This window comes from Pseudomonas sp. Pseusp88, assembly GCF_047303955.1.
GTDB lineage: Bacteria > Pseudomonadota > Gammaproteobacteria > Pseudomonadales > Pseudomonadaceae > Aquipseudomonas.
Genome location: NZ_JBGLYM010000049.1, coordinates 1 through 20,531, shown reverse-complemented (window position 1 = coordinate 20,531; position 20,531 = coordinate 1). Strand labels below are relative to the sequence as shown.

Here is a 20,531-nt window from a genome sequence, read left to right as displayed (position 1 = left end):
GAAATCCCAATGCTGCACATCTTCTGTCCTCACTGTGGCGAACTGCGCTCCGAAGAGGAATTCCACGCGTCCGGCCAGGCTCACATTCCACGTCCCCTGGACCCGAGTGCCTGCACCGACGAACAGTGGGGCGACTACATGTTCTTTCGTGACAACCCCCGTGGCCTGCACCACGAACTGTGGATTCACGCCGCCGGTTGCCGTCAGTACTTCAACGCGACCCGTGACACCGTGACCTACGAAATTCTCGAAACCTACCCGATTGGCGCCAAGCCGCAATTTACTAACAAGGGAGACAAGGCATGAGCCAGAGCAATCGTCTGCCCAACGGCGGCCGCATCGACCGGACCAAGGTGCTGAACTTCAGCTTCAACGGTCAGACTTACCAGGGTTTTGAAGGCGACACATTGGCCGCAGCCCTGCTGGCCAACGGCGTCGACATCATTGGCCGCAGCTTCAAATACTCGCGTCCTCGCGGGATCTTTGCAGCAGGTTCCGAAGAGCCGAACGCTGTCCTGCAGATCGGCGCGACCGAAGCCACCCAGATCCCCAACGTGCGTGCCACGCAACAGGCGCTGTACTCGGGTCTGGTCGCCACCAGCACCAACGGCTGGCCAAGCGTGAACAACGACGTGATGGGGATCCTCGGTAAAGTCGGCGGCAAGATGATGCCACCGGGCTTCTACTACAAGACCTTCATGTACCCGCAATCCTTCTGGATGACCTACGAGAAGTACATCCGCAAGGCCGCTGGTCTGGGTCGCTCGCCGACCGAAAATGATCCTGATACCTACGATGCGATGAACCATCATTGCGACGTGCTGGTGGTCGGTGCCGGTCCTTCGGGTCTGGCCGCAGCCCTGGCCGCCGGTCGCAGTGGCGCTCGTGTCATCGTCGCCGATGAACAGGAAGAGTTCGGCGGCAGCCTGCTCGACAGCCGCGAAAGCCTCGATGGCAAACCGGCTGCTGAATGGGTCGCGACCGTCGTTGCCGAGCTGCAAGGCCTGGCCAACGTCACCCTGCTGCCACGGGCTACCGTCAACGGCTACCACGACCATAACTTCCTGACCATCCATGAGCGCCTGACCGACCACCTCGGTGATCGCGCGCCCATCGGCCAGGTCCGTCAGCGCATGCACCGCGTCCGCGCCAAGCGTGTAGTACTGGCTACCGGTACCCACGAGCGTCCGCTGGTCTACGGCAACAACGACGTGCCGGGCAACATGCTGGCCGGTGCCGTTTCCACTTATGTGCGCCGTTACGGTGTGGCACCGGGCAAGAAGCTGGTGCTGTCGACCAACAACGACTACGCCTACCGCGTGGCTCTGGACTGGCTTGATGCCGGCCTGCAGGTAGTGGCCGTGGCCGATGCCCGTCACAACCCGCGCGGTGCCCTGGTTGAAGAAGCCCGCGCCAAGGGTGTACGCATCCTGACCGGCAGTGCCGTGATCGAAGCCCGTGGCAGCAAGCGCGTCAGCGCTGCCCGCGTCGCGGCGATCGATGTGCGCAGCCACAAAGTCACCAGCCCTGGCGAATGGCTCGATTGCGACCTGATCGCCAGCTCCGGCGGCTACAGCCCGATCGTCCACCTGGCGTCCCACCTGGGTGGCAAGCCGGTCTGGCGTGAAGAAATCCTCGGTTTCGTACCGGGCGAAGCACCGCAGAAACGTGTATGTGTCGGTGGCATCAATGGCGTCTACGCCCTGGGTGATTCCCTGGCCGACGGTTTCGAAGGCGGCGTGCGCGCAGCCAGTGAAGCCGGTTTCAAAGCCGTCGAAGGCATTCTGCCAAAAGCCCTGAGCCGTGCCGAAGAGCCGACGCTGGCGCTGTTCCAGGTGCCACACGACAAACCGACTGCCCGTGCGCCGAAGCAATTCGTCGACCTGCAGAACGACGTCACCGCTGCCGCCATCGAACTGGCGACCCGCGAAGGCTTCGAATCGGTCGAACACGTCAAACGCTACACCGCACTGGGTTTCGGTACCGACCAGGGCAAACTGGGTAACGTCAACGGCCTGGCCATCGCCGCCCGTTCGCTGAACGTGACCATCCCGGAAATGGGCACCACCATGTTCCGCCCGAACTACACGCCGGTGACTTTCGGTGCCGTAGCCGGTCGTCACTGCGGTCATATCTTCGAGCCCGTGCGCTTCACCGCGCTGCATGCCTGGCACATCAAGAACGGTGCCGAATTCGAAGACGTCGGCCAGTGGAAGCGTCCGTGGTATTTCCCCAAGGCCGGTGAAGACATCCATGCCGCCGTCGGTCGCGAGTGCAAGGCCGTGCGCGCCAGCGTGGGTCTGCTCGACGCTTCGACCCTGGGCAAGATCGATATCCAGGGCCCTGATGCACGTGAGTTCCTCAACCGTATCTACACCAACGCCTGGACCAAGCTCGATGTGGGCAAGGCGCGCTACGGCCTGATGTGTAAAGAAGATGGCATGGTCTTCGACGACGGCGTAACCGCCTGTGTCGCCGACAACCACTTCATCATGACCACCACCACGGGCGGCGCTGCGCGCGTCCTGCAATGGCTGGAAATCTATCAGCAGACCGAATGGCCGGACCTGAAGGTGTACTTCACCTCTGTCACCGACCACTACGCGACCATGACGCTGTCCGGCCCCAACAGCCGCAAACTGCTCAGTGAAGTCACCGATATCGACCTGAGCAACGAAGCCTTCCCGTTCATGACCTGGAAAGAAGGCAAGGTCGGTGGCGTACCGGCCCGTGTGTTCCGTATCTCTTTCACCGGTGAGCTGTCGTACGAAGTGAACGTTCAGGCCGACTACGCCATGGGCGTCCTGGAAAAAATCGCCGAGGCAGGCAAGAAGTACAACCTGACCCCGTACGGTACCGAGACCATGCACGTGCTGCGTGCCGAGAAAGGTTTCATCATCGTTGGCCAGGACACAGACGGCTCGATGACCCCGGACGACCTGAACATGGGCTGGTGTGTCGGTCGCACCAAGCCATTCTCGTGGCTCGGCTGGCGCGGCATGAATCGCGAAGACTGCGTGCGTGATCAACGCAAGCAATTGGTCGGCCTCAAGCCGGTCGACCCGAACAAGTGGCTGCCGGAAGGCGCCCAGTTGGTGTTCGACACCAAGCAGTCGATCCCGATGACCATGGTCGGTCACGTGACGTCGAGCTACGCGGTCAACTCGCTGGGTTATTCGTTCGCCATGGGCGTGGTCAAGGGTGGTCTCAAGCGCATGGGCGAGAAGGTCTGGGCACCTCTGGCCGATGGCAGCTTCATCGAAGCCGAGATCGTCTCGTCGGTGTTCTTCGATCCGAAGGGTGAGCGGCAGAATATCGAGTAGTGCTCGATCGTAGGAGCTGCCGCAGGCTGCGATCTGGCGCGCAGCGGCAGCGCTTTTGATAGCTATCGCAGCCTTCGGCAGCTCCTACAGATCTGCCTTCACACAACAGAATTCAACACAGGTGCTTTATGACCACAGCCAACGTTTACCAGCAGCGGCCTTCGACCGGCGAAAAGGCTGAGTCGCCGCTGTTCCACGCCGACCTCGGCAGCCTGATCGGCAAAGGCCGCACCAACCCTGGCGTGATCCTGCGCGAGAAAAAACTGCTGGGCCATCTGACTATCCGTGGCGATGCCCATGATCCGGCCTTCGCCGCCGGTGTACACAAGGCCCTGGGCATGGAACTGCCCTCCGCACTGGCCCTGGTCAGCAGCGGCGACAGCTCCCTGCAATGGCTTGGCCCGGATGAGTGGCTGCTGATCGTGCCGACAGGCGAGGAATTTGACGCAGAGCAGAAACTGCGCGAAGCCCTGGCCGGCCTGCACATCGCGATCGTCAATGTCAGCGGTGGCCAGTCCCTGTTGGAGCTGACCGGTCCCAAGGTCCGCGAAGTGCTGATGAAATCCACCAGCTACGACGTGCACCCGGACAACTTTCCGGTCGGCAAGGCCGTTGGCACCGTGTTCGCCAAGTCCCAACTGGTGATTCGTCGTACCGGCGAAGAAACCTGGGAACTGCTGATCCGCCGCAGCTTCTCCGATTACTGGTGGTTGTGGTTGCAGGATGCTGCGGCCGAGTACGGCCTGGGCATTCAGGCCTGATGAAGTCTCCTTGTAGGAGCTGCCGCAGGCTGCGAATCGGTTGGTCTGACACACCGCCTTCGCAGCCTGCGGCAGCTCCTACAAGGGTTGCGTCAATTTGAGGAGATAACCGATGAGCCGCGCCCCCGACACATGGATTCTGACTGCCGATTGTCCCAGCGTGCTGGGTACGGTGGATGCGGTGACCCGTTATCTGTTCGAGCAGGGTTGTTATGTCACCGAACACCACTCGTTCGATGACCGCCTGTCCAGTCGCTTTTTCATTCGCGTCGAATTCCGTCAACCCGAGGGTTTCGACGAGCAGGCTTTCCGCGCCGGACTGTCCGAGCGTGGCCAGGCTTTCGGCATGATCTTCGAACTCACGGCGCCGAACTATCGGCCAAAAGTAGTGATCATGGTCTCCAAGGCCGATCACTGCCTCAACGACCTGTTGTATCGCCAACGCATTAATCAGCTATCCATGGACGTGGTCGCGGTGGTGTCCAACCATCCGGATCTCGAGCCCCTGGCCCGCTGGCACGAAATTCCGTACTACCATTTTCCCCTCGACCCCAACGACAAGCCTGGCCAGGAAGCCAAGGTCTGGCAGGTGATCGAGGAGTCCGGTGCCGAACTGGTGATCCTTGCCCGCTACATGCAAGTGCTGTCCCCGGACCTGTGCCGCAAGCTCGATGGCAAGGCGATCAATATCCACCACTCGTTGCTGCCCGGTTTCAAGGGCGCCAAGCCATACCATCAGGCTTACAACAAGGGCGTGAAACTGGTCGGCGCCACCGCGCACTACATCAATAACGACCTGGACGAAGGCCCGATCATCGCCCAGGGCGTGGAAGTGGTAGACCACAGCCATTATCCCGAAGACCTGATTGCCAAAGGCCGGGATATCGAAGGCCTGACGTTGGCCCGGGCGGTGGGCTATCACATTGAACGGCGGGTGTTCCTCAACGCCAACAGGACAGTGGTCCTCTAACGCAACTCATCTGATGGTGTGGGGGTGATTTGTGGGAGCGAATTCATTCGCGAAAGTGGCGGTTCAGGCGACGAAAATGTGTCGGATGTACAGGCCTCTTCGCGAATGAATTCGCTCCCACAAAATCAGCCCCCTATATTCATCAAGATCATAAGCAAGCACCCCAGAGCAATCCGTGCGTTGCTGTAACACCTGAGAGCAGCGCATTTCTCCGCTACATAACAACAACAGCGAGGTGAAAGCATGTCTGGTAATCGTGGTGTGGTGTATCTCGGCGCTGGCAAGGTCGAAGTACAAAAGATCGACTACCCAAAAATGCAGGACCCGCGCGGCAGGAAGATCGAGCACGGTGTCATCCTGCGCGTGGTATCCACCAATATCTGCGGCTCCGACCAGCACATGGTGCGCGGTCGTACAACTGCCCAGGTCGGCCTGGTGCTGGGCCATGAGATCACCGGTGAAGTGATCGAAATGGGCAGCGGCGTCGAAAACCTGAAAATCGGCGATCTGGTTTCCGTGCCTTTCAACGTTGCCTGCGGCCTGTGCCGTTCCTGCAAGGAGCAACACACCGGCGTCTGCCTGAGCGTCAACCCGGCTCGTCCCGGTGGCGCCTATGGTTACGTCGACATGGGCGACTGGACCGGTGGCCAGGCCGAATACGTGCTGGTGCCGTACGCCGACTTCAACCTGCTGAAACTGCCTGATCGCGACAAGGCCATGGAAAAGATTCGTGACCTGACCTGCCTGTCCGACATTCTGCCGACCGGTTATCACGGTGCTGTTACGGCGGGCGTTGGTCCGGGCAGCTCGGTGTATATCGCCGGTGCAGGTCCTGTGGGCCTGGCCGCTGCTGCTTCGGCCCGTCTGCTCGGTGCTGCGGTCGTGATCGTGGGTGACGTCAACCCGACTCGTCTGGTTCACGCCAAGGCCCAGGGCTTCGAAATCGCCGACCTGTCCCTGGACACCCCGTTGCACGAACAGATCGCCGCACTGCTGGGCGAGCCGGAAGTGGACTGCGCCGTTGATGCCGTAGGCTTTGAAGCTCGTGGCCATGGTCACTCAGGCGTGCAGCATGAAGCCCCGGCTACCGTGCTCAACTCCCTGATGGGCGTGGTACGTGTGGCAGGCAAGATCGGTATTCCCGGCCTGTACGTCACCGAAGATCCGGGTGCCGTCGACGCCGCCGCGAAAATGGGCAGCCTGAGCATTCGTTTCGGCCTCGGCTGGGCGAAATCCCACAGCTTCCATACCGGCCAGACTCCAGTCATGAAGTACAACCGCCAACTGATGCAAGCCATCATGTGGGACCGCATCAATATTGCCGATGTGGTGGGCGTTCAGGTCATCAGCCTCGACGACGCACCACGTGGTTACGGCGAGTTCGATGCGGGCGTGCCGAAGAAGTTTGTGATTGATCCGCATAAGATGTTTAGTGCGGCGTAAGGCGTCATCGAAAATAGAAAGGGTGGCTACAGGCCGCCCTTTTTATGGGACGGAATAATGAAGTGATGAATATTAGGTAGGGGTAAAGCGAATAGCTTCAGCGGGTCTATTGATAATTAGTTGTTTGCGAGCATACCGCCGTGCAAGATATTTTTCAGATTTGCTAGCGTATTGTTTTTGGTAGGCGGTAAAAACTTTCAATACGCTTTCTATACTTTGGTTTGTTGATACCTGCCCCTTGTAGCCAATAACGGGCCTGTTGGATAGGTTCGCGAATTCGGCAGCAAATGATTTGGTATCTCCGTGTCCAGAGTAACAAACTAATAACCGAATACTTTCAAATGAATCAAATTTATAGCCTTTGTTTTCCAGGGCAGAATGAATTTTCTGCGGTGACCAAAATTGGTCGTTGACAATCATTTTTGTAGATTGGCCTTGCAGTGGGACTATGCCATGGGATGCGATGTTCAGACGGTTACTCCCGCTGGACACATCCTCAAAAATATAAGCATCTTTTCCCATGATGGTGAGATTTTTCATGTGTGGTTTTGTCACCTGAGTCGACTTTTTCATCAATCCCAAGCCTCTAAATAAAGACTTGAAAATGGCAGGCGTATGCCCCGCCGGATCCACCCGATTAACCGGGTTACCGAGGCAATACGCATAAGCATTCAACCCGCCTTCTCCAAACGGACTGAAACTGTCAGGACTATTGAACCGCATTAATACCGGGTTAAATCCGCGATAACCATTACCCAGCAAATAATGCCCGGTAACCGGGTCCGCTCGTTCGCCAGTAAAACCCAATAACCCAAGTGGATTGGCCTGCGGATGGCGACCACCGTACGGGGTGTATGACGTTGATTGCCGCTGGGCATCATTGATCCCGTCGAGTACCGAACGCTGTTGATCGCTGGCAAGCAGGGTGCAGTTATCGGGCCCCTGATGTTGGGCGAGCAATTGATCTTCTGTCTGGAAAAATGCCCGCTGGATCTGCCCCTGGATTTCCGTAGTCAGGCGTTTCTTCTGGTAGAAGCGCTGAATGCCGTTTTGCTCGGCGGGTGAGCAGGTGGCGAGGCGGTCCAGCGGGTCGTAGCGATATCGGCATAGTGTCGAATTGTCTATATATGACATTTGATTTGTTCCTCAAGACGACCTAGATTAAAGAATCAAGATATCTGCCTCATTAAATATTTAAACAAGATCGATAGCTGGGTTTTGATTTTGATTGTTTTTTATGCGATGTATGTTGATTTCGGTATTGTTAGTCTTCCCTGATTCTACTAATTGCCGTGATTATGTTGAGTAACGGTTTGGTGGATGCGTAAGGCGCTGTATCCCATTGATGATTAAAATACGCTTCCCTTAAGGTGTAGTCATCTAAAAAATTATCAAATACTTTTGTGTTTAACTCGGGTCCTTGAAGCTTTTTCTCAAGGTGGCGGTATTGTGTTGAATTTATCGTTTCTGAAATTTTACTTCTGAGATGTGCGTTTGGTATTTTTTCTAGTTGAGCCGTAAGTTGATCGGGAGGAGTTGCCATGACAGCCCTGGTGAACAAAGAATCCGTTTGCCTTTGAGCTCTTATGACCAATTTCATATTTCTGGCGACGGCCGACCTGGCCGATCTTTCCACGTCAAACCTAGTAATGCTGCCAGAATCTGGCTGGACAGGCTCAGCTTCGGAAATATCCCGTAGTGCAGCTCTAAGATCTGATCCGCTTGAGGAGGATGGCCGTCTTGACGGAGATGGAGAAGATTTTTTTATCAACCCAAGTGATCGAAGAGCCGGTTTGAAAATCTGCCATATATGCCCTGTAGAATCTATCCGATTAACCGGATCCCCACCACAATATGCAAACGCATTCAGTCCACCCTCGCCAAACGGACTTAAACTGTCCGGACTGTTGAATCGCATTAGTGTCGGATTGAACGCCCGATAGCCATTCCCCAGCAAATAATGCCCGGTAACCGGATCCGCCCGTTCGCCAGTAAAACCCAATAACCCAAGTGGATTAGCCTGCGGATGGCGAGCACCGTACGGGGTGTAGGACGCAGATTGCCGCTGGGTACCATTGATCGCGTCGAGTACGGAGCGCTGTTGATCGCTGGCAAGCAAGATGCAACCGTCGGGACCCTGATGCTGGGCGAACAACTGATCTTCGGTCTGGAAAAATGCGCGCTGGATCTGCCCCTGGATTTCCGTGGTCAGGCGGTTCTTCTGGTAGAAGCGTTGGGTACTGTCCCCTGCAGCAGGCGAACAGGCGGCGAGGCGGTCCAATGGGTCGTAGCGGTAGAAGACGGTGTGTTCAATGGTCATGGAATGATCTCTTCGAAGTATTTCCGGGGCGCTCAGCTTCTAACTGTGCTCATCTTCTTCTTATTTTGAAAATGGTTTCGACAATCTCGTCGCTTGGCGGCTCTTCAATCTTTTTATACTGAGAGTTACGCCTGTTTATTTTTCTAAACGAGGAGCGAGACAAAACAGGGTCACTCGGAGCTTGCGGTAACGGGCGCATCTGGAGTATCAAGACTTTCTCCTCCGCTCGGCTAAGAGTTTTTGCCTTGTCTAGGGCTTTCGTATATTTCGCTTGCTCCAGTGGAGTAAGTTTGTAGTAGGCCTTTTTTGGAGTTGTGTTGAAATTTGAGTTAACTTCGTTGATGCGCTGGTCAATGCGAGAGCTTACGCTACCTTGAAGTGTTTTGACTTCGAGGTTTGGTTTAGTGTCTATGTTGCTCACTGGCTTCGATGAGGTAGTCAGTGTCTTATCTTGATTGGGGAGCGACTTGATATCTACGCCAGTTATATTGCTCGCGGACTCTCTACCTGAGGGTTTCATTAAATTTACTGCTCGTAAAATAGGCTTTATCCATGCCCAAGTATGTCCCGTCGGGTCCACCCGGTTAACTGGATCCCCGCGACAATACGCGTAAGCATTCAGTCCAGCCTCGCCAAAGGGACTTAAACTGTCCGGACTGTTGAATCGCATTAGTGTCGGATTGAACGCCCGATAGCCATTCCCCAGCAAATAATGCCCGGTAACCGGATCCGCCCGCTCGCCAGTAAAACCCAATAACCCAAGTGCATTGGTCTGCGGATGGTGACCACCGTACGGGGTGTATGACGTTGATTGTCGCTGGGCATCATTGATCCCGTCGAGTACCGAACGCTGTTGATCGCTGGCAAGCAGGGTGCAGTTTTTGGGCCCCTGATGCTGGGCGAGCAACTGATCTTCGGTCTGAAAAAATGCCCGCTGGATCTGCCCCTGGATTTCCGTGGTCAGGCGTTTCTTGTGGTAGCAGCGCTGAATGCCGTTTTGCTCGGCGGGTGAGCAGGTGGCGAGGCGGTCCAGCGGGTCGTACTGGTAACGGCAGAGCGGGGTGTAAGTGGCATTCATGGAAATGATCTCCTGAATGCTCAGTTTCGGCCTGGTTTGCCGTTTTGCCTACCTAGCAGAAATGCTAGGTAGGCGATCTAGCAGTGTTGTTGATGACGGATACCTGATGCAGTAAATAGTGAACAGGTAGGAGCGAATTCATTCGCGAAAGCGGTATTTAAGGCAATGCAAGTGTGTCGAATGTACAGGCCTCTTCGCGAATGAGTTCGCTCTCACAAAAAATGTCGGTACTTCAGCTGGTTATACCGTGTTTGCTAGAGAGGCTGCCATACAACCGTATCCTGGTTAATGAGTTGCGCGCACCTGCTGCGCTATTGGGCGTTCAGTACCCGCTCGCAGAACTGCGGATAGAAACCCGCTCCGGAACCGCGGCAATAGCTTGTCGCTGAGTCTCGACCTGCGGCGGTAAGGGTCAGGCTTTGCGGCGCGCTGGCAAAGGTGGCGTAGCCGTCCTGTTGGGTCTTGATGGCGTCGAAGCCACTCATGTCATAGACCAGGGTGGCGCCGTCGACATATTCGTTAGCGGATGGCGAGATCTGCGCCTTTACCGTCACTTGTCGATACTGCTTGCCGCCCGGCGCGTTGTTCAGGGCCGCGAGGCCGCCGCCGATGATGCGCAGCATATAGTGGCTCCAGACGTCGGGTGTGGCTTGTGCCGGGGATGGCTGGTACTGGATCGTCAGGGTGTGCTGGTCGCGGCTGACATCCACCAGGGATGCATCCGAACGCTGGATACGGTGCCGCACATTCAGCCAGTCTTTTTGCTCATCCGAGGTATTGGCGCGGATCTGCGGCTCCAATGGCCCTTTTGAGCATTCGTTGATTCCCAGGACGATCAGCGTTCCGAGGAAAATCACCGCCACGGCACCGCCGCCGATTTGCACAACCATGCCGCGCTTCCTTGTTGAATGAACCTTGTCGGAGCTGATCGATATCGACTGCTGAAATGACGACTCTCCTGTGTCGGGCCCATGTGCCCGAGGAGCGCCGCAGGAGGGCAGAAGATAGATCAAGGCAAGCGGATGTACCAGACATTGTCGAAACCCGTTGCATGGGCGGGCAGGTATTTGCCCGCGCTGATCAAACACAACCTGCTCAACTCAATGAGCTTGGCTTCTGTAGGACCGGCTTGTGGTCGTTCCTATCCATACGCAAGGGACAAAGAAGCCGATCAACGGCCAGGCGTTTCGCTGCTCAAGGCGGTGATACGTTCATCCTTTTCCTGCCACAGCTGATTGACCCAGGCCTGGATCTTGCTGCGCAGCTGCGGGTCGCTTTCGTAGTCGCCCGCCCATAAGGCCGGGTCGAGGGCGTGGGTGCGGATATCGATGATCACCCGTGGCACGCGCCCGCAGAGCAGATCCCAGAACCCCGGCTTGCGCGCCCCCGGATAAACCACTGTGACATCGAGCAGGGCGTCGAGCTGAGCACCCATGGCCGCCAGGACAAAAGCCACGCCCCCGGCCTTGGGCTTGAGCAGATGCACATAAGGTGACTGCTGCTGATCATGCTTGGCCTGGGTGAAGCGAGTACCTTCGAGATAATTGACGACCGTCACCGGCTGGCGCTTGAACAGCTCGCAGGCGGCCTTGGTGATCTCCAGGTCCTGGCCCTTGAGCTCTGGATGCCGCTCCAGGAACGCCTTGCTGTAGCGCTTCATGAACGGGTAATCCAGTGCCCACCAGGCCAGGCCCAGGAACGGCACCCAGATCAACTCTTTCTTGAGGAAGAATTTGAAAAACGGCGTGCGCCGGTTCAGCACCTGGATCAATGCCGGAATATCGACCCAGGACTGATGGTTGCTGACCACCAGGTAAGAGGTGTCCCGACGCAAGCCGTCGGCGCCGCGGATATCCCAGCGCGTCGGCAGGAACGCCTTGAAGATCAGTTTGTTGATTTCAGCCCAGGTCTCGGCAATCCACATCACTGCCCAGGAATTCCGATCACGCATGCGCCCCTTGAACAACAGCTTGAGCAGCGCGAATACCAGCAGCGGCCCAATCAGGGTCAGGGTATTGAGCAATAACAGCAGCGCAACGAAACAACCGGTCAGCAGGTGACGCATAGAACACTCAATACAGGGCAAAAGGCCCGCAATGATAAAGATCCGGAACGTCAACGCCAAACCCGACGGTCGTGAATGAATGTGCAAGTTTGTGACTCTTTATGTAAGCCGGGACGAACGATTGTCCCGCGCGCAGTCTAAAATCCCGCCCGTACTGCCATTGAGGAACCCGTGCATGAAATCGATTCTGGCGCTGTCTGCGCTGCTGGCTTTGCCGGTCATGGCCGCCGAGCCGACGTTGTATGGCCGTTACGAATACATCGCGGTGCCGGAGATTGGCGCGACCTTTCAGGCCAAGATGGACACCGGCGCTTTGACTGCATCTTTGTCGGCCAGGGACATTGAGCTGTTCAAGCGCGACGGCGAAGACTGGGTGCGTTTCCGTCTGGCCACCAAGGATGCCGATAACAAGGTCTTCGAGCACAAGGTCTCGCGGATCAGCAAGATCAAGGGCCGTGCGGACGGTGACGAAGAAGATGAAGTCATCGACCCGACCAAGCGCCCGGTCGTGGATCTGGAGCTTTGTCTGGGTAACCAGAAGCATACGGTCGAGGTCAATCTGGTCGACCGCAGTCACTTCAACTACCCACTGCTGATCGGGGCCAAGGCACTGCGTGAGTTCAATGCGGCGGTCAACCCGGCGCGGCGTTATACCGCCGACAAACCGGATTGCTGATTGACGCCCGGGCCTGACATCCGGCACCTTGCGGCCTTCCATTGCCGGGCCCGGATGCCATGCCGCATATCCTGATTGTCGAAGACGAAGCCGCGATTGCCGATACCCTGATCTACGCGCTGCAAAGCGACGGTTTCACCACGACCTGGCTGACCCTGGGGTTGGCTGCCGTGGAGCATCAGCGCGCGACGCCGGCCGACCTGATCATTCTCGATGTCGGCCTGCCGGATATCACCGGTTTTGAAACCTGCAAGCAACTGCGCCGTTTCAGCGAAGTGCCAGTGATGTTTCTCAGTGCCCGCAGCGAAGAGATCGACCGGGTGGTGGGCCTGGAAATCGGCGCCGATGATTATGTGGTCAAGCCGTTCAGCCCGCGTGAAGTAACGGCGCGGGTCCGGGCAATTCTCAAGCGGTTGTTGCCGCGTACTGAAGCTGGGTCTGGCAGTGAGCTGTTTGTCGTGGACCGCGAGCGGGTGCAGATCACCTATCGCGGTCAGTTGCTGAGCCTGACCCGCCATGAATTTCGCCTGATGCAAAGCCTGCTGGAACAACCCGAGCGGGTCTTCAGCCGTGAACAACTGCTGGACGCGCTGGGTACTGCCGCCGATGCCGGTTACGAGCGCAGCATCGACAGCCACATCAAGAGTCTGCGCGCCAAGCTGCGCCTGATCGCCCCTGACGCCGAGCCGATCCAGACCCATCGTGGCCTCGGCTACAGCTACAGCCCGAGTCATAGCTGATGCCCCTGAGCATCCGGATCTTCCTCGTCTATGCCGTATTCATTGGCCTGACCGGCTATTTCGTGCTCAGCACGGTGATGAAAGAAGTGCGCCCCGGCGTGCGCCAGTCCACAGAGGAAACCCTGGTCGACACCGCCAACCTGCTGGCGGAGATTCTGCATGACGACGTCAAGGCCGGTACCCTCAGCCAGAGCCGCCTGCCCGATGCCCTCAAGGCCTACGGCTTGCGTCAGCCGGCGGCGAAGATTTGGGGCCTGCAGAAGAATCAGGTGAATAACCGCATCTACGTCACCGACGCCAATGGCATCGTGTTGCTCGATTCCGCTGGCCTGGCGGTGGGGCAGGATTACTCGCGCTGGAACGATGTCTACCTGACCCTGCATGGTGAATATGGCGCGCGCTCGACCCGCAGCGATCCGAATAATCCTGACTCTTCTGTGATGCATGTCGGCGCGCCGATCCGCGATGACGGCAAGATCATCGGTGTCGTGACCGTGGCCAAGCCCAACAGCTCGTTACAGCCTTACGTCGATCGCGCCGAGCGTCGTCTGCTGTGGTACGGCGCCGGTCTGGTGGTCCTCGGTCTGTTGTTCGGCGCGCTGTTGTCATGGTGGTTGGGCAAGGCATTGCGCCGGCTGACGGGCTATGCCCAGGCTGTCAGCGAGGGGCGTCGCGCCGAGCTGCCACACTATCGCGGCGGCGAGCTGGAGCAGTTGTCGGCGGCGGTGGAGCACATGCGCACGCAGCTGGAAGGCAAGGCCTATGTCGAGCGCTATGTACACACCCTGACCCACGAACTGAAAAGCCCCCTGGCCGCCATTCGCGGCGCCGCCGAGCTGTTGCAGGACGACATGCCCACCGAGCAGCGGCAACGCTTCGTCAGCAATATCAGCAGCGAAAGCGCACGGGTGCAGCAGTTGATCGAGCGTCTGCTGAACCTGGCGATGGTTGAACAACGCCAGGGCCTGGAAGAACAGGTGGCAGTGCCTCTCGCTGCTTTGGTCGATGATCTGCTCAGCACCCGCAGTGCACGGATCGAGCGGCTGAATCTGCACGTTGAGTTGCTGATTGACGCCGACCTGACAATCATCGGCGAACGCTTCCTGCTGCGTCAGGCCATCGCCAACCTGCTGGAAAACGCCCTGGACTTCACCCCGCCGGACGGCACCCTGCGTTTCACTGCCGAGCGCAGTGGCGGGCGAATTCAGTTCACCCTGTTCAACAACACTGCCGAGCCCATCCCTGACTATGCCCTGCCGCGCCTGAGCGAGCGTTTCTACTCCCTGCCACGCCCTGCCACCGGGCGCAAGAGCACCGGGCTGGGGCTGAATTTTGTTGAAGAGGTGGTGCAGTTGCATGGGGGGGAGTTGGGCATCAGTAATGTTGAGGGAGGGGTGTTGGTCACGGTGCTCATTCCTTAGACCGAAATGCGATTTTGTGGGCGCCGGCTTGCTGGCGATAGCGGCATTACGGCAATATCTTCATCGACCGGCAGAACGCGATCACCAGCAAGCCGGCTCCTGCAAAGGTGTGTTCAGCAGTAAAATCCCTACAGTTCCCATACAACCCTCCGCAATAATGTCTGCATTCATCTTGATAACACTCAAGCCGTTTTGGTTGCATCCGTCATCAGTCGATATACTTCACGTGCCTTAACATCAAGTTAGGCCGTTTGAAGGTATTGATATTATCGGTGCGCCCACGCATTTCCTTGAGCTTGGCTTTGAAGACATCGTTATCCATATCGATCCAGTAACGCGGGTCGCGACCGGTTTGACGGTCGTACTCGGCAGTCACCGGGTCCAAATGGCGATGAGCTTCGTGTACCGGTACGTCGGGTAGTGGGCGGCTTATATCCATGAAGTTCTGGAAAAAATCCCACAGGGCGCAAGGCTTTTGTGTGAGGTTGTCTGGGACAATAAGGTTATTGAAGTTCATGCCCTTATTGCTATAGCGATGGGCTAAGGAAAGGCCGTTCATGGGCAAGCCTTGACGATCCGGGTTGGTGATTATATAGGCGTCGAACTCATAAAAGGGCGCGGTGAATTCGCCGATTTTTCCGGTTTTTTTAAAGTCCTTGTAGTCAAAAATGGTGACCAAGCCAGTGCGGCGATTGAGTTCCCAAAGGGGACCCTTGGGTGCGCGAAGCCAGACTTTGGGGAAGTGCTCAACGATAATGTGACCGATTAATCCGCAGATGAAGGGCATGCCTAAAAATAAAGCATAATATTCTATTAGCTGCCTGTATGTTTCGGCCTCTGATCTAGTAATAAGGTGAGCAAATACAGCGATTGGCGCTAATATTATGGTTAGCCACTTCCCCCCCCCTTTAGAAACAACCAAAATTGAGATCGGAAGGGGAATTTCGCATGACGAATCACTTCATGGTCGTGTTTGACATGCAGTTCAAGATGTTCGAACGGACGTGTTACGTAAGTGCCGTTCGCTTTCTGTTCGGCTTTTTCCTTCCTGAAGTTTTCCCAGAAACGCATCCCCTCGGGATCTGGATCCGCCATGATGTTGTCTGGAAGCACCTCCTGGGTATTGCCCCAGGGCAGCCGGGTCCCGATCAGTTTAAATAGCAACGTGCGCGGCAGGGCGTCAGGCTGCTCGGGAATCCTATCCGGATGGTAGGCCTCTGGTGCGTAGTAAGACTGTGACTCGACCGGAGTAGACATTACTGCGCCTTATGGGTGAGTTCGTCGGCCCAGAACGGCCGATGGGTTGTGGTGAAGTCGGCCTTGGCGTATTCGGGGCTAAAGCGAACCGGGTCTTTTATGGCGGGCGCCGGAAAGTAAAGGGTTTCTGATTCAGTGCTCAGGATGAATTGCGCGCGAACGGCCCATTCAAATGTATGGGACTCAATTGTCGCCCCGGTTTGTGGTGTGGCCCATGCGAAGGGTGTGTCGACATACAGCTCCAGCGCATCGAGGTAAAGGCGCTGCGCCTCGGGCGGCGTGGGGGCGTCGGACAGTTTTTTTCGGACTGACGCGGCATGCCTCTGGAGCTGGTGGTCACGACCTCACACCGACGATAGTCCACCTGCATCCCCAGACTACCCAGGTTGCCCAACAGGCCGGGCAGTCGGCTTTCGATTCGGATGAGGGTATTGGCGCTGCGCACCTCGAACGGCACTTGAGCGCGAAAATCCGGTATCGGCCCAATGCAAGTGCGGCTTGAGTCGGTCATCAGTCGATATACTTCACGTGTTTTAACATCAAGTTAACGCGTCTGAAGGTATCAATATCATTGTAGCGCTTGCGCATTTCCTTGAGTTTCGCTTTAAATATATCGTTATCCATATCGATCCAGTAACGCGGGTCGCGACTGGTTTTCTGGTCATATTCGGCGGTCACCGGATCGAGATGGCGATGAGCTTCATGCACCGGTATATCGGGCAATGGGCGACTGATGTCCATGAAGTTCTGGAAAAAATCCCACAGTGCGCAAGGCATGTGTGTGGTATTGTCTGGCACAATTATGCCATTGAAGTTCATGCCTTTATCGCTATAGCGATGAGCCAGGGAAAGACCGTTCATGGCCGAGCCTTGACGGTCCGGGCTGGTGATTATATAGGCATCAAACTCATAAAAGGGCGCAGTAAACTCGCCGATTTTTCCGGTTTTTTTAAAGTCTTTGTAGTCAAAAATGGTGACCAAGCCCGTGCGGCGATTGAGTTCCCAGCGCGGGCCCTTGGGTGCGCGAAGCCAGATTTTTGGAAAGTATTCAATAACAATATGGCCGAGCAGCCCGCACGCTAACGGTATTCCCGTGAACAAAGAATAATATTCTATTAATTGTCTATAGCTTACTGTTATTCCTATTTTTGATGTGGCGATAATATGAGCGAGCCCCATGATTGGAGTTAATATGGCCGCCCCCCCAAGACCAAATATTTTTAGAAAAATCCAGAGTTGAGAACGGAATGGAAAATGCGCATGAAGAATTACTTCATGATCGTGTTTGCAATGCATATTCAGATGTTCAAATGGGCGAGGCACATAAGTACCGTTAGTTTTTTCTTCAGTTTTTTTTCGCCTTACTTCCTCCCAGAAACGCATCCCTTCAGGATCTGGATCCGCCATGATGTTGTCTGGAAGCACCTCTTGGGTATTTCCCCAGGGCAGCCGGGTCCCGATCAATTTAAAGAGCAACTTGCGCGGCAAGGCGTCAGGCTGTTCGGGAATCCGATCCGGGTGGTAGGCCTCTGGTGCGTAGTAAGACTGTGATTCGACCGGAGTAGACATTACTGCGCCTTATAGGTGAGTTCGTCGGCCCAGAACGGCCGATGAGTTGTGGTGAAGTCGGCCCTGGCGTATTCGGGGCCAAAGCGTATCGGGTCTTTTATGGCGGGCGCCGGGAAGTGAAGGGTCTGCGATTGAGTACTCAAGATGAATTGCGCACGAACGACCCATTCAAATGTGTGGGACTCGATTGTCGCCCCGGTTTGTGGCGTGGCCCATGAGAAGGGTGTGTCGACATACAGCTCCAGCGCATCGGGGTAAAGGCGCTGCGCCTCGGGCGGTGTGGGGGCGTCGGACAGTTTTTTTCGGATCGACGCCGGCATGCCTCTGGAGCTGGTGGTCACGACCTCACACCGACGATAGTCCACCTGCATTCCCAGACTACCCAGGCTGCCCAACAGGCCGGGCAGTCGGCGTTCGATACGGATGAGGGTATTGGCGCTGCGCACCTGAAACGGCACTTGAGCGTGAAGATCCAGTTTTGCGTTTTGCTCACCCGGTTGATTGCCCGTTATTGGCCCCATGTAAGCGTGGCTTGGATCGATCATCAGTCGTTATACTTTACATGCCTTAACATCAAGTTAGGCCGTTTGAAGGTATTGATATCATCGGTGCGCCCACGCATTTCCTTGAGCTTGGCTTTGAAGACATCGTTATCCATATCGATCCAGTAACGCGGGTCGCGACCGGTTTGACGGTCGTACTCGGCAGTCACCGGGTCCAAGTGGCGATAAGCTTCGTGTACCGGTACGTCGGGCAATGGGCGGCTAATGTCCATGAAGTTCTGGAAGAAATCCCATAAGGCGCAAGGCTTTTGTGCGAGGTTGTCTGGCGCAATCATGTCATTGAAGTTCATGCCCTTATTGCTATAACGATGAGCCAGAGAAAGGCCGATCATGGGCAAGCCCTGACGATCCGGATTGGTGATTATATAAGCGTCGAACTCATAAAAGGGCGCGATGAACTCGCCGATTTTTCCGGTTTTTTTAAAGTCCTTGTAGTCAAAAATGGTGACCGTGCCCGTGCGGCGATTGAGCTCCCAAAGAGGGCCTTTTGGAGCGCGTAGCCAGATTCTCGGGAAGTACTCAACGACAATATGACCGGTCAGTCCGCAGATAAATGGTATGCCGATAAACCAGGAGTGAACCTCTATAAAGAGAGATTTTGTGAGTTCCCAAGCTGGCTCGTTTAATTTGTATAAAGCTGTCATGTGAGTCAGCGCCATGATAGGGATTAAGATAATAGTTGCCCACTTTCCCCACCCTTTTAAGAAGAGCCAAAATTGTGTCTTGAAAGGAAATTGTGCGTGGCGAATTACTTCATGATCGTGTCGGTAATGTAATTCCAGATGTTCAAATGGACGTGTTATGTAAGTGCCATTTGCTTTCTGTTCTGCCTTCTCCTTCTCGAATTTTTCCCAGTAGCGCATTTTTTCGGGACTGGGGTCTTGCATGATGTTGTCCGGGAGCACCTCTTGGGTATTGCCCCAAGGTAACCGGGTCCCTATCAATTTAAAGAGCAACTTGCGCGGCAGGGCGTCAGGCTGCTCGGGAATCCGATCCGGGTGGTAGGGCTTCCAGTGCAATGAGTAGATCGAGCCAGCCCCCCCCTGCGCCACCCATGGCCCTGAGACGTCCTTTCTCTCGATCGCTCCGCTCCATCGCCTGCATCTCAACCCCCACATTCCACATCTCCAGCATCAACACCCCAACAGAGAACGGGCGTGAGCTCAAAATCCGGTACGCCATCGCATTGCTGCGTGTGCCGTGCTGTTCGAGGGCATCGCTGAGGGCGCTACTGGCCTGCATAAGCCGACCGCTGGCTCCAGCCGCTTCGGTGGCGGTCTGTTGGGCGGCGGTCAGTTGTCTATTGATATTGCCGACCAGCTGCGCGGTGCTGTGGTTGCGGGGAATGGCCAGGACCAGGTGTTCTGCGGTGCTTACCTCAAGGTCGGGCAGGCGTCTGCGGTCGGTGCTGCCGATCAGGCGCCCGTTGTGGTCTAAAAATTCGCCATAAAAGGTCTTCGGCACCGACTCCCGTGACGGCAGCTCCTCCAGGCCGAACAGGTAGTAATTCTGGGTCACCTGACTGCGGCGCATGAAATAGGCGGCACCGAAGGTGTTCGGCAGCAGGCTGCGCAGTTGCTCGATGCCTTTGGCGTGCAGTGTCACGCTGATCGGGCGGGCACCGGCGCCCAGACGGGCTTTGGTTTGCGTCAGGCGATCCTCTGCTTTGGCGTAACGGGCCTGGCTGGCCTTGCTGTCGCTCGCCGCCTCGGCAAGCTTTTCACGAGAGGCGTCGACGGCCGCCACGGCGGTGTTCACCGCGCCTTGCAGGGTGTCGTAGATGCTCATCAGGGCACTGCTGAGGTTCTTGCCGCTGACCGTCAGAAAGTTGTTGAGGCTGCCGCCTGCCGACAGGTTGGCCACGATCACCGCGTCCAGGGTGGTTTGCTGGTCCGGGGCGGGGGCGTTCCTGTTTTCCAGCTGCGCCAGTGCGTCGCCGCGGAAGTGGCCATCGCCGCGGTTCTGCGCGGGTTCGGTCGGTACCTGATACGGCTGGCACACGCGCTCCAGGTCGGAATCGGGCCAGAGCATGCGGTGCAGGGGTATGCCGGGGTCATTGATCAACGCGTAGAGCCACGCCTGGCCAGCACTGGCCCTGGGGCTATAGAAGCTGACGCCGCTCACCGCATCCACGACGTCGCCGCCCAGCGCCAGCGGGTCGAGGCGTGCGGGCGGCGCGGCGAGCCAGGCCAGGGTCTGGCTGATGACCAACAGCGCTGCGCCATAGTCGAAGCCGTCCAGGCTCAGATGATCGGCCAGGGTTTGTTGGGTGATGTCCTGTTGCAGGCAGGCGGTGAGCAGGTCCTGGGCGCTGTTCATGTGCTGCCAGACCACCGCCCGCTCCA

Annotated in this window: 16 protein-coding genes and 2 pseudogenes; 8 read left to right on the top strand and 10 right to left on the bottom strand. The window is 56.7% G+C overall.

Annotation, left to right across the window (positions count from 1 at the left end; genetic code table 11):
• Positions 1–9: 9 nt before the first annotated feature.
• The 5 genes from ACCD02_RS30550 to fdhA all read left to right on the top strand — a co-directional run bounded on the left by ACCD02_RS30550 (position 10) and on the right by fdhA (position 6,497).
• Positions 10–306, top strand: coding sequence for a sarcosine oxidase subunit delta (locus ACCD02_RS30550; RefSeq protein WP_413310083.1), 297 nt, complete (start codon positions 10–12; stop codon positions 304–306).
• A complete protein-coding gene (locus ACCD02_RS30545) occupies positions 303–3,323 on the top strand; it encodes a sarcosine oxidase subunit alpha (protein WP_413310081.1) in 3,021 nt (1,006 codons plus the stop codon). The genes ACCD02_RS30550 and ACCD02_RS30545 overlap by 4 nt, the downstream gene beginning before the upstream one ends.
• Positions 3,324–3,451: 128 nt before the next feature.
• Complete coding sequence (locus tag ACCD02_RS30540; protein WP_413310079.1) at positions 3,452–4,084, top strand: sarcosine oxidase subunit gamma; 633 nt, start codon at positions 3,452–3,454, stop codon at positions 4,082–4,084.
• A 112-nt stretch (positions 4,085–4,196) separates the two neighbouring features.
• Entirely contained in the window at positions 4,197–5,054 is an 858-nt protein-coding gene (gene purU / locus ACCD02_RS30535) for a formyltetrahydrofolate deformylase (protein WP_259108083.1), read from the top strand.
• A 243-nt stretch (positions 5,055–5,297) separates the two neighbouring features.
• The gene (fdhA, locus tag ACCD02_RS30530; RefSeq protein WP_413310077.1) at positions 5,298–6,497 is read left to right on the top strand and encodes a formaldehyde dehydrogenase, glutathione-independent; all 1,200 of its coding nucleotides are present in this window, start codon (positions 5,298–5,300) and stop codon (positions 6,495–6,497) included.
• A gap of 72 nt (positions 6,498–6,569) precedes the next feature.
• Here the strand turns inward: fdhA and ACCD02_RS30525 are convergent, their stop codons facing one another.
• The 5 genes from ACCD02_RS30525 to ACCD02_RS30505 all read right to left on the bottom strand — a co-directional run bounded on the left by ACCD02_RS30525 (position 6,570) and on the right by ACCD02_RS30505 (position 11,960).
• Positions 6,570–7,631, bottom strand: a complete 1,062-nt coding sequence (locus ACCD02_RS30525; protein WP_413310075.1) for an RHS repeat-associated core domain-containing protein — start codon at positions 7,629–7,631, stop codon at positions 6,570–6,572.
• A 130-nt stretch (positions 7,632–7,761) separates the two neighbouring features.
• Positions 7,762–8,817, bottom strand: coding sequence for an RHS repeat-associated core domain-containing protein (locus ACCD02_RS30520; RefSeq protein ID WP_413310073.1), 1,056 nt, complete (start codon positions 8,815–8,817; stop codon positions 7,762–7,764).
• A gap of 49 nt (positions 8,818–8,866) precedes the next feature.
• Positions 8,867–9,895 (bottom strand): RHS repeat-associated core domain-containing protein, encoded by a 1,029-nt coding sequence (locus ACCD02_RS30515; protein ID WP_413310071.1) that lies wholly within the window; start codon positions 9,893–9,895, stop codon positions 8,867–8,869.
• A 311-nt stretch (positions 9,896–10,206) separates the two neighbouring features.
• Positions 10,207–10,785 (bottom strand): hypothetical protein, encoded by a 579-nt coding sequence (locus ACCD02_RS30510; RefSeq protein WP_413310069.1) that lies wholly within the window; start codon positions 10,783–10,785, stop codon positions 10,207–10,209.
• A gap of 281 nt (positions 10,786–11,066) precedes the next feature.
• Complete coding sequence (locus ACCD02_RS30505; RefSeq protein WP_413310067.1) at positions 11,067–11,960, bottom strand: acyltransferase; 894 nt, start codon at positions 11,958–11,960, stop codon at positions 11,067–11,069.
• 175 nt (positions 11,961–12,135) lie between these two features.
• On the opposite strand from ACCD02_RS30505, the gene ACCD02_RS30500 reads away from it, so the two are divergent.
• Genes ACCD02_RS30500 through creC form a run of 3 tightly spaced genes read left to right on the top strand, consistent with a single transcriptional unit; the run spans position 12,136 to position 14,797 of the window.
• Positions 12,136–12,636, top strand: a complete 501-nt coding sequence (locus tag ACCD02_RS30500; RefSeq protein ID WP_413310065.1) for an ATP-dependent zinc protease — start codon at positions 12,136–12,138, stop codon at positions 12,634–12,636.
• A 59-nt stretch (positions 12,637–12,695) separates the two neighbouring features.
• Positions 12,696–13,376, top strand: coding sequence for a two-component system response regulator CreB (gene creB / locus ACCD02_RS30495; protein ID WP_413310063.1), 681 nt, complete (start codon positions 12,696–12,698; stop codon positions 13,374–13,376).
• The gene (gene creC / locus ACCD02_RS30490) at positions 13,376–14,797 is read left to right on the top strand and encodes a two-component system sensor histidine kinase CreC (protein WP_413310062.1); all 1,422 of its coding nucleotides are present in this window, start codon (positions 13,376–13,378) and stop codon (positions 14,795–14,797) included. Before creB ends, creC begins: the two co-directional genes overlap by 1 nt.
• A 208-nt stretch (positions 14,798–15,005) precedes the next feature.
• On the opposite strand, the pseudogene ACCD02_RS30485 reads toward creC, so the two are convergent.
• From ACCD02_RS30485 to ACCD02_RS30465, 5 genes and pseudogenes are all read right to left on the bottom strand, one after another.
• Positions 15,006–15,892, bottom strand: a pseudogene (locus ACCD02_RS30485) (hypothetical protein).
• Positions 15,893–16,564: 672 nt separating this feature from the next.
• Positions 16,565–17,623: a hypothetical protein gene (locus ACCD02_RS30480; protein ID WP_413310060.1), complete on the bottom strand. Its 1,059-nt coding sequence runs from the start codon at positions 17,621–17,623 to the stop codon at positions 16,565–16,567.
• On the bottom strand, positions 17,623–18,168 hold the full coding sequence (locus ACCD02_RS30475) for a hypothetical protein (protein ID WP_413310058.1): 546 nt from the start codon (positions 18,166–18,168) through the stop codon (positions 17,623–17,625). The genes ACCD02_RS30480 and ACCD02_RS30475 overlap by 1 nt, the downstream gene beginning before the upstream one ends.
• Positions 18,168–19,073, bottom strand: a complete 906-nt coding sequence (locus ACCD02_RS30470) for a hypothetical protein (RefSeq protein ID WP_413310056.1) — start codon at positions 19,071–19,073, stop codon at positions 18,168–18,170. Before ACCD02_RS30470 ends, ACCD02_RS30475 begins: the two co-directional genes overlap by 1 nt.
• Before the next feature lie 85 nt (positions 19,074–19,158).
• Positions 19,159–20,531: pseudogene (locus tag ACCD02_RS30465) on the bottom strand (hypothetical protein); the annotation flags it as partial.

Excerpts from the sequence above, each read along its gene's own strand:
- ACCD02_RS30550 (WP_413310083.1), top strand. The coding sequence starts at position 10 with ATGCTGCACATCTTCTGTCCTCACTGTGGCGAACTGCGCTCCGAAGAG.
- ACCD02_RS30545 (WP_413310081.1), top strand. The coding sequence starts at position 303 with ATGAGCCAGAGCAATCGTCTGCCCAACGGCGGCCGCATCGACCGGACC.
- ACCD02_RS30540 (WP_413310079.1), top strand. The coding sequence starts at position 3,452 with ATGACCACAGCCAACGTTTACCAGCAGCGGCCTTCGACCGGCGAAAAG.
- purU (WP_259108083.1), top strand. The coding sequence starts at position 4,197 with ATGAGCCGCGCCCCCGACACATGGATTCTGACTGCCGATTGTCCCAGC.
- fdhA (WP_413310077.1), top strand. The coding sequence starts at position 5,298 with ATGTCTGGTAATCGTGGTGTGGTGTATCTCGGCGCTGGCAAGGTCGAA.
- ACCD02_RS30525 (WP_413310075.1), bottom strand. The coding sequence starts at position 7,631 with ATGTCATATATAGACAATTCGACACTATGCCGATATCGCTACGACCCG.
- ACCD02_RS30520 (WP_413310073.1), bottom strand. The coding sequence starts at position 8,817 with ATGACCATTGAACACACCGTCTTCTACCGCTACGACCCATTGGACCGC.
- ACCD02_RS30515 (WP_413310071.1), bottom strand. The coding sequence starts at position 9,895 with ATGAATGCCACTTACACCCCGCTCTGCCGTTACCAGTACGACCCGCTG.
- ACCD02_RS30510 (WP_413310069.1), bottom strand. The coding sequence starts at position 10,785 with ATGGTTGTGCAAATCGGCGGCGGTGCCGTGGCGGTGATTTTCCTCGGA.
- ACCD02_RS30505 (WP_413310067.1), bottom strand. The coding sequence starts at position 11,960 with ATGCGTCACCTGCTGACCGGTTGTTTCGTTGCGCTGCTGTTATTGCTC.
- ACCD02_RS30500 (WP_413310065.1), top strand. The coding sequence starts at position 12,136 with ATGAAATCGATTCTGGCGCTGTCTGCGCTGCTGGCTTTGCCGGTCATG.
- creB (WP_413310063.1), top strand. The coding sequence starts at position 12,696 with ATGCCGCATATCCTGATTGTCGAAGACGAAGCCGCGATTGCCGATACC.
- creC (WP_413310062.1), top strand. The coding sequence starts at position 13,376 with ATGCCCCTGAGCATCCGGATCTTCCTCGTCTATGCCGTATTCATTGGC.
- ACCD02_RS30480 (WP_413310060.1), bottom strand. The coding sequence starts at position 17,623 with ATGTCTACTCCGGTCGAATCACAGTCTTACTACGCACCAGAGGCCTAC.
- ACCD02_RS30475 (WP_413310058.1), bottom strand. The coding sequence starts at position 18,168 with ATGATCGATCCAAGCCACGCTTACATGGGGCCAATAACGGGCAATCAA.
- ACCD02_RS30470 (WP_413310056.1), bottom strand. The coding sequence starts at position 19,073 with ATGCAAGACCCCAGTCCCGAAAAAATGCGCTACTGGGAAAAATTCGAG.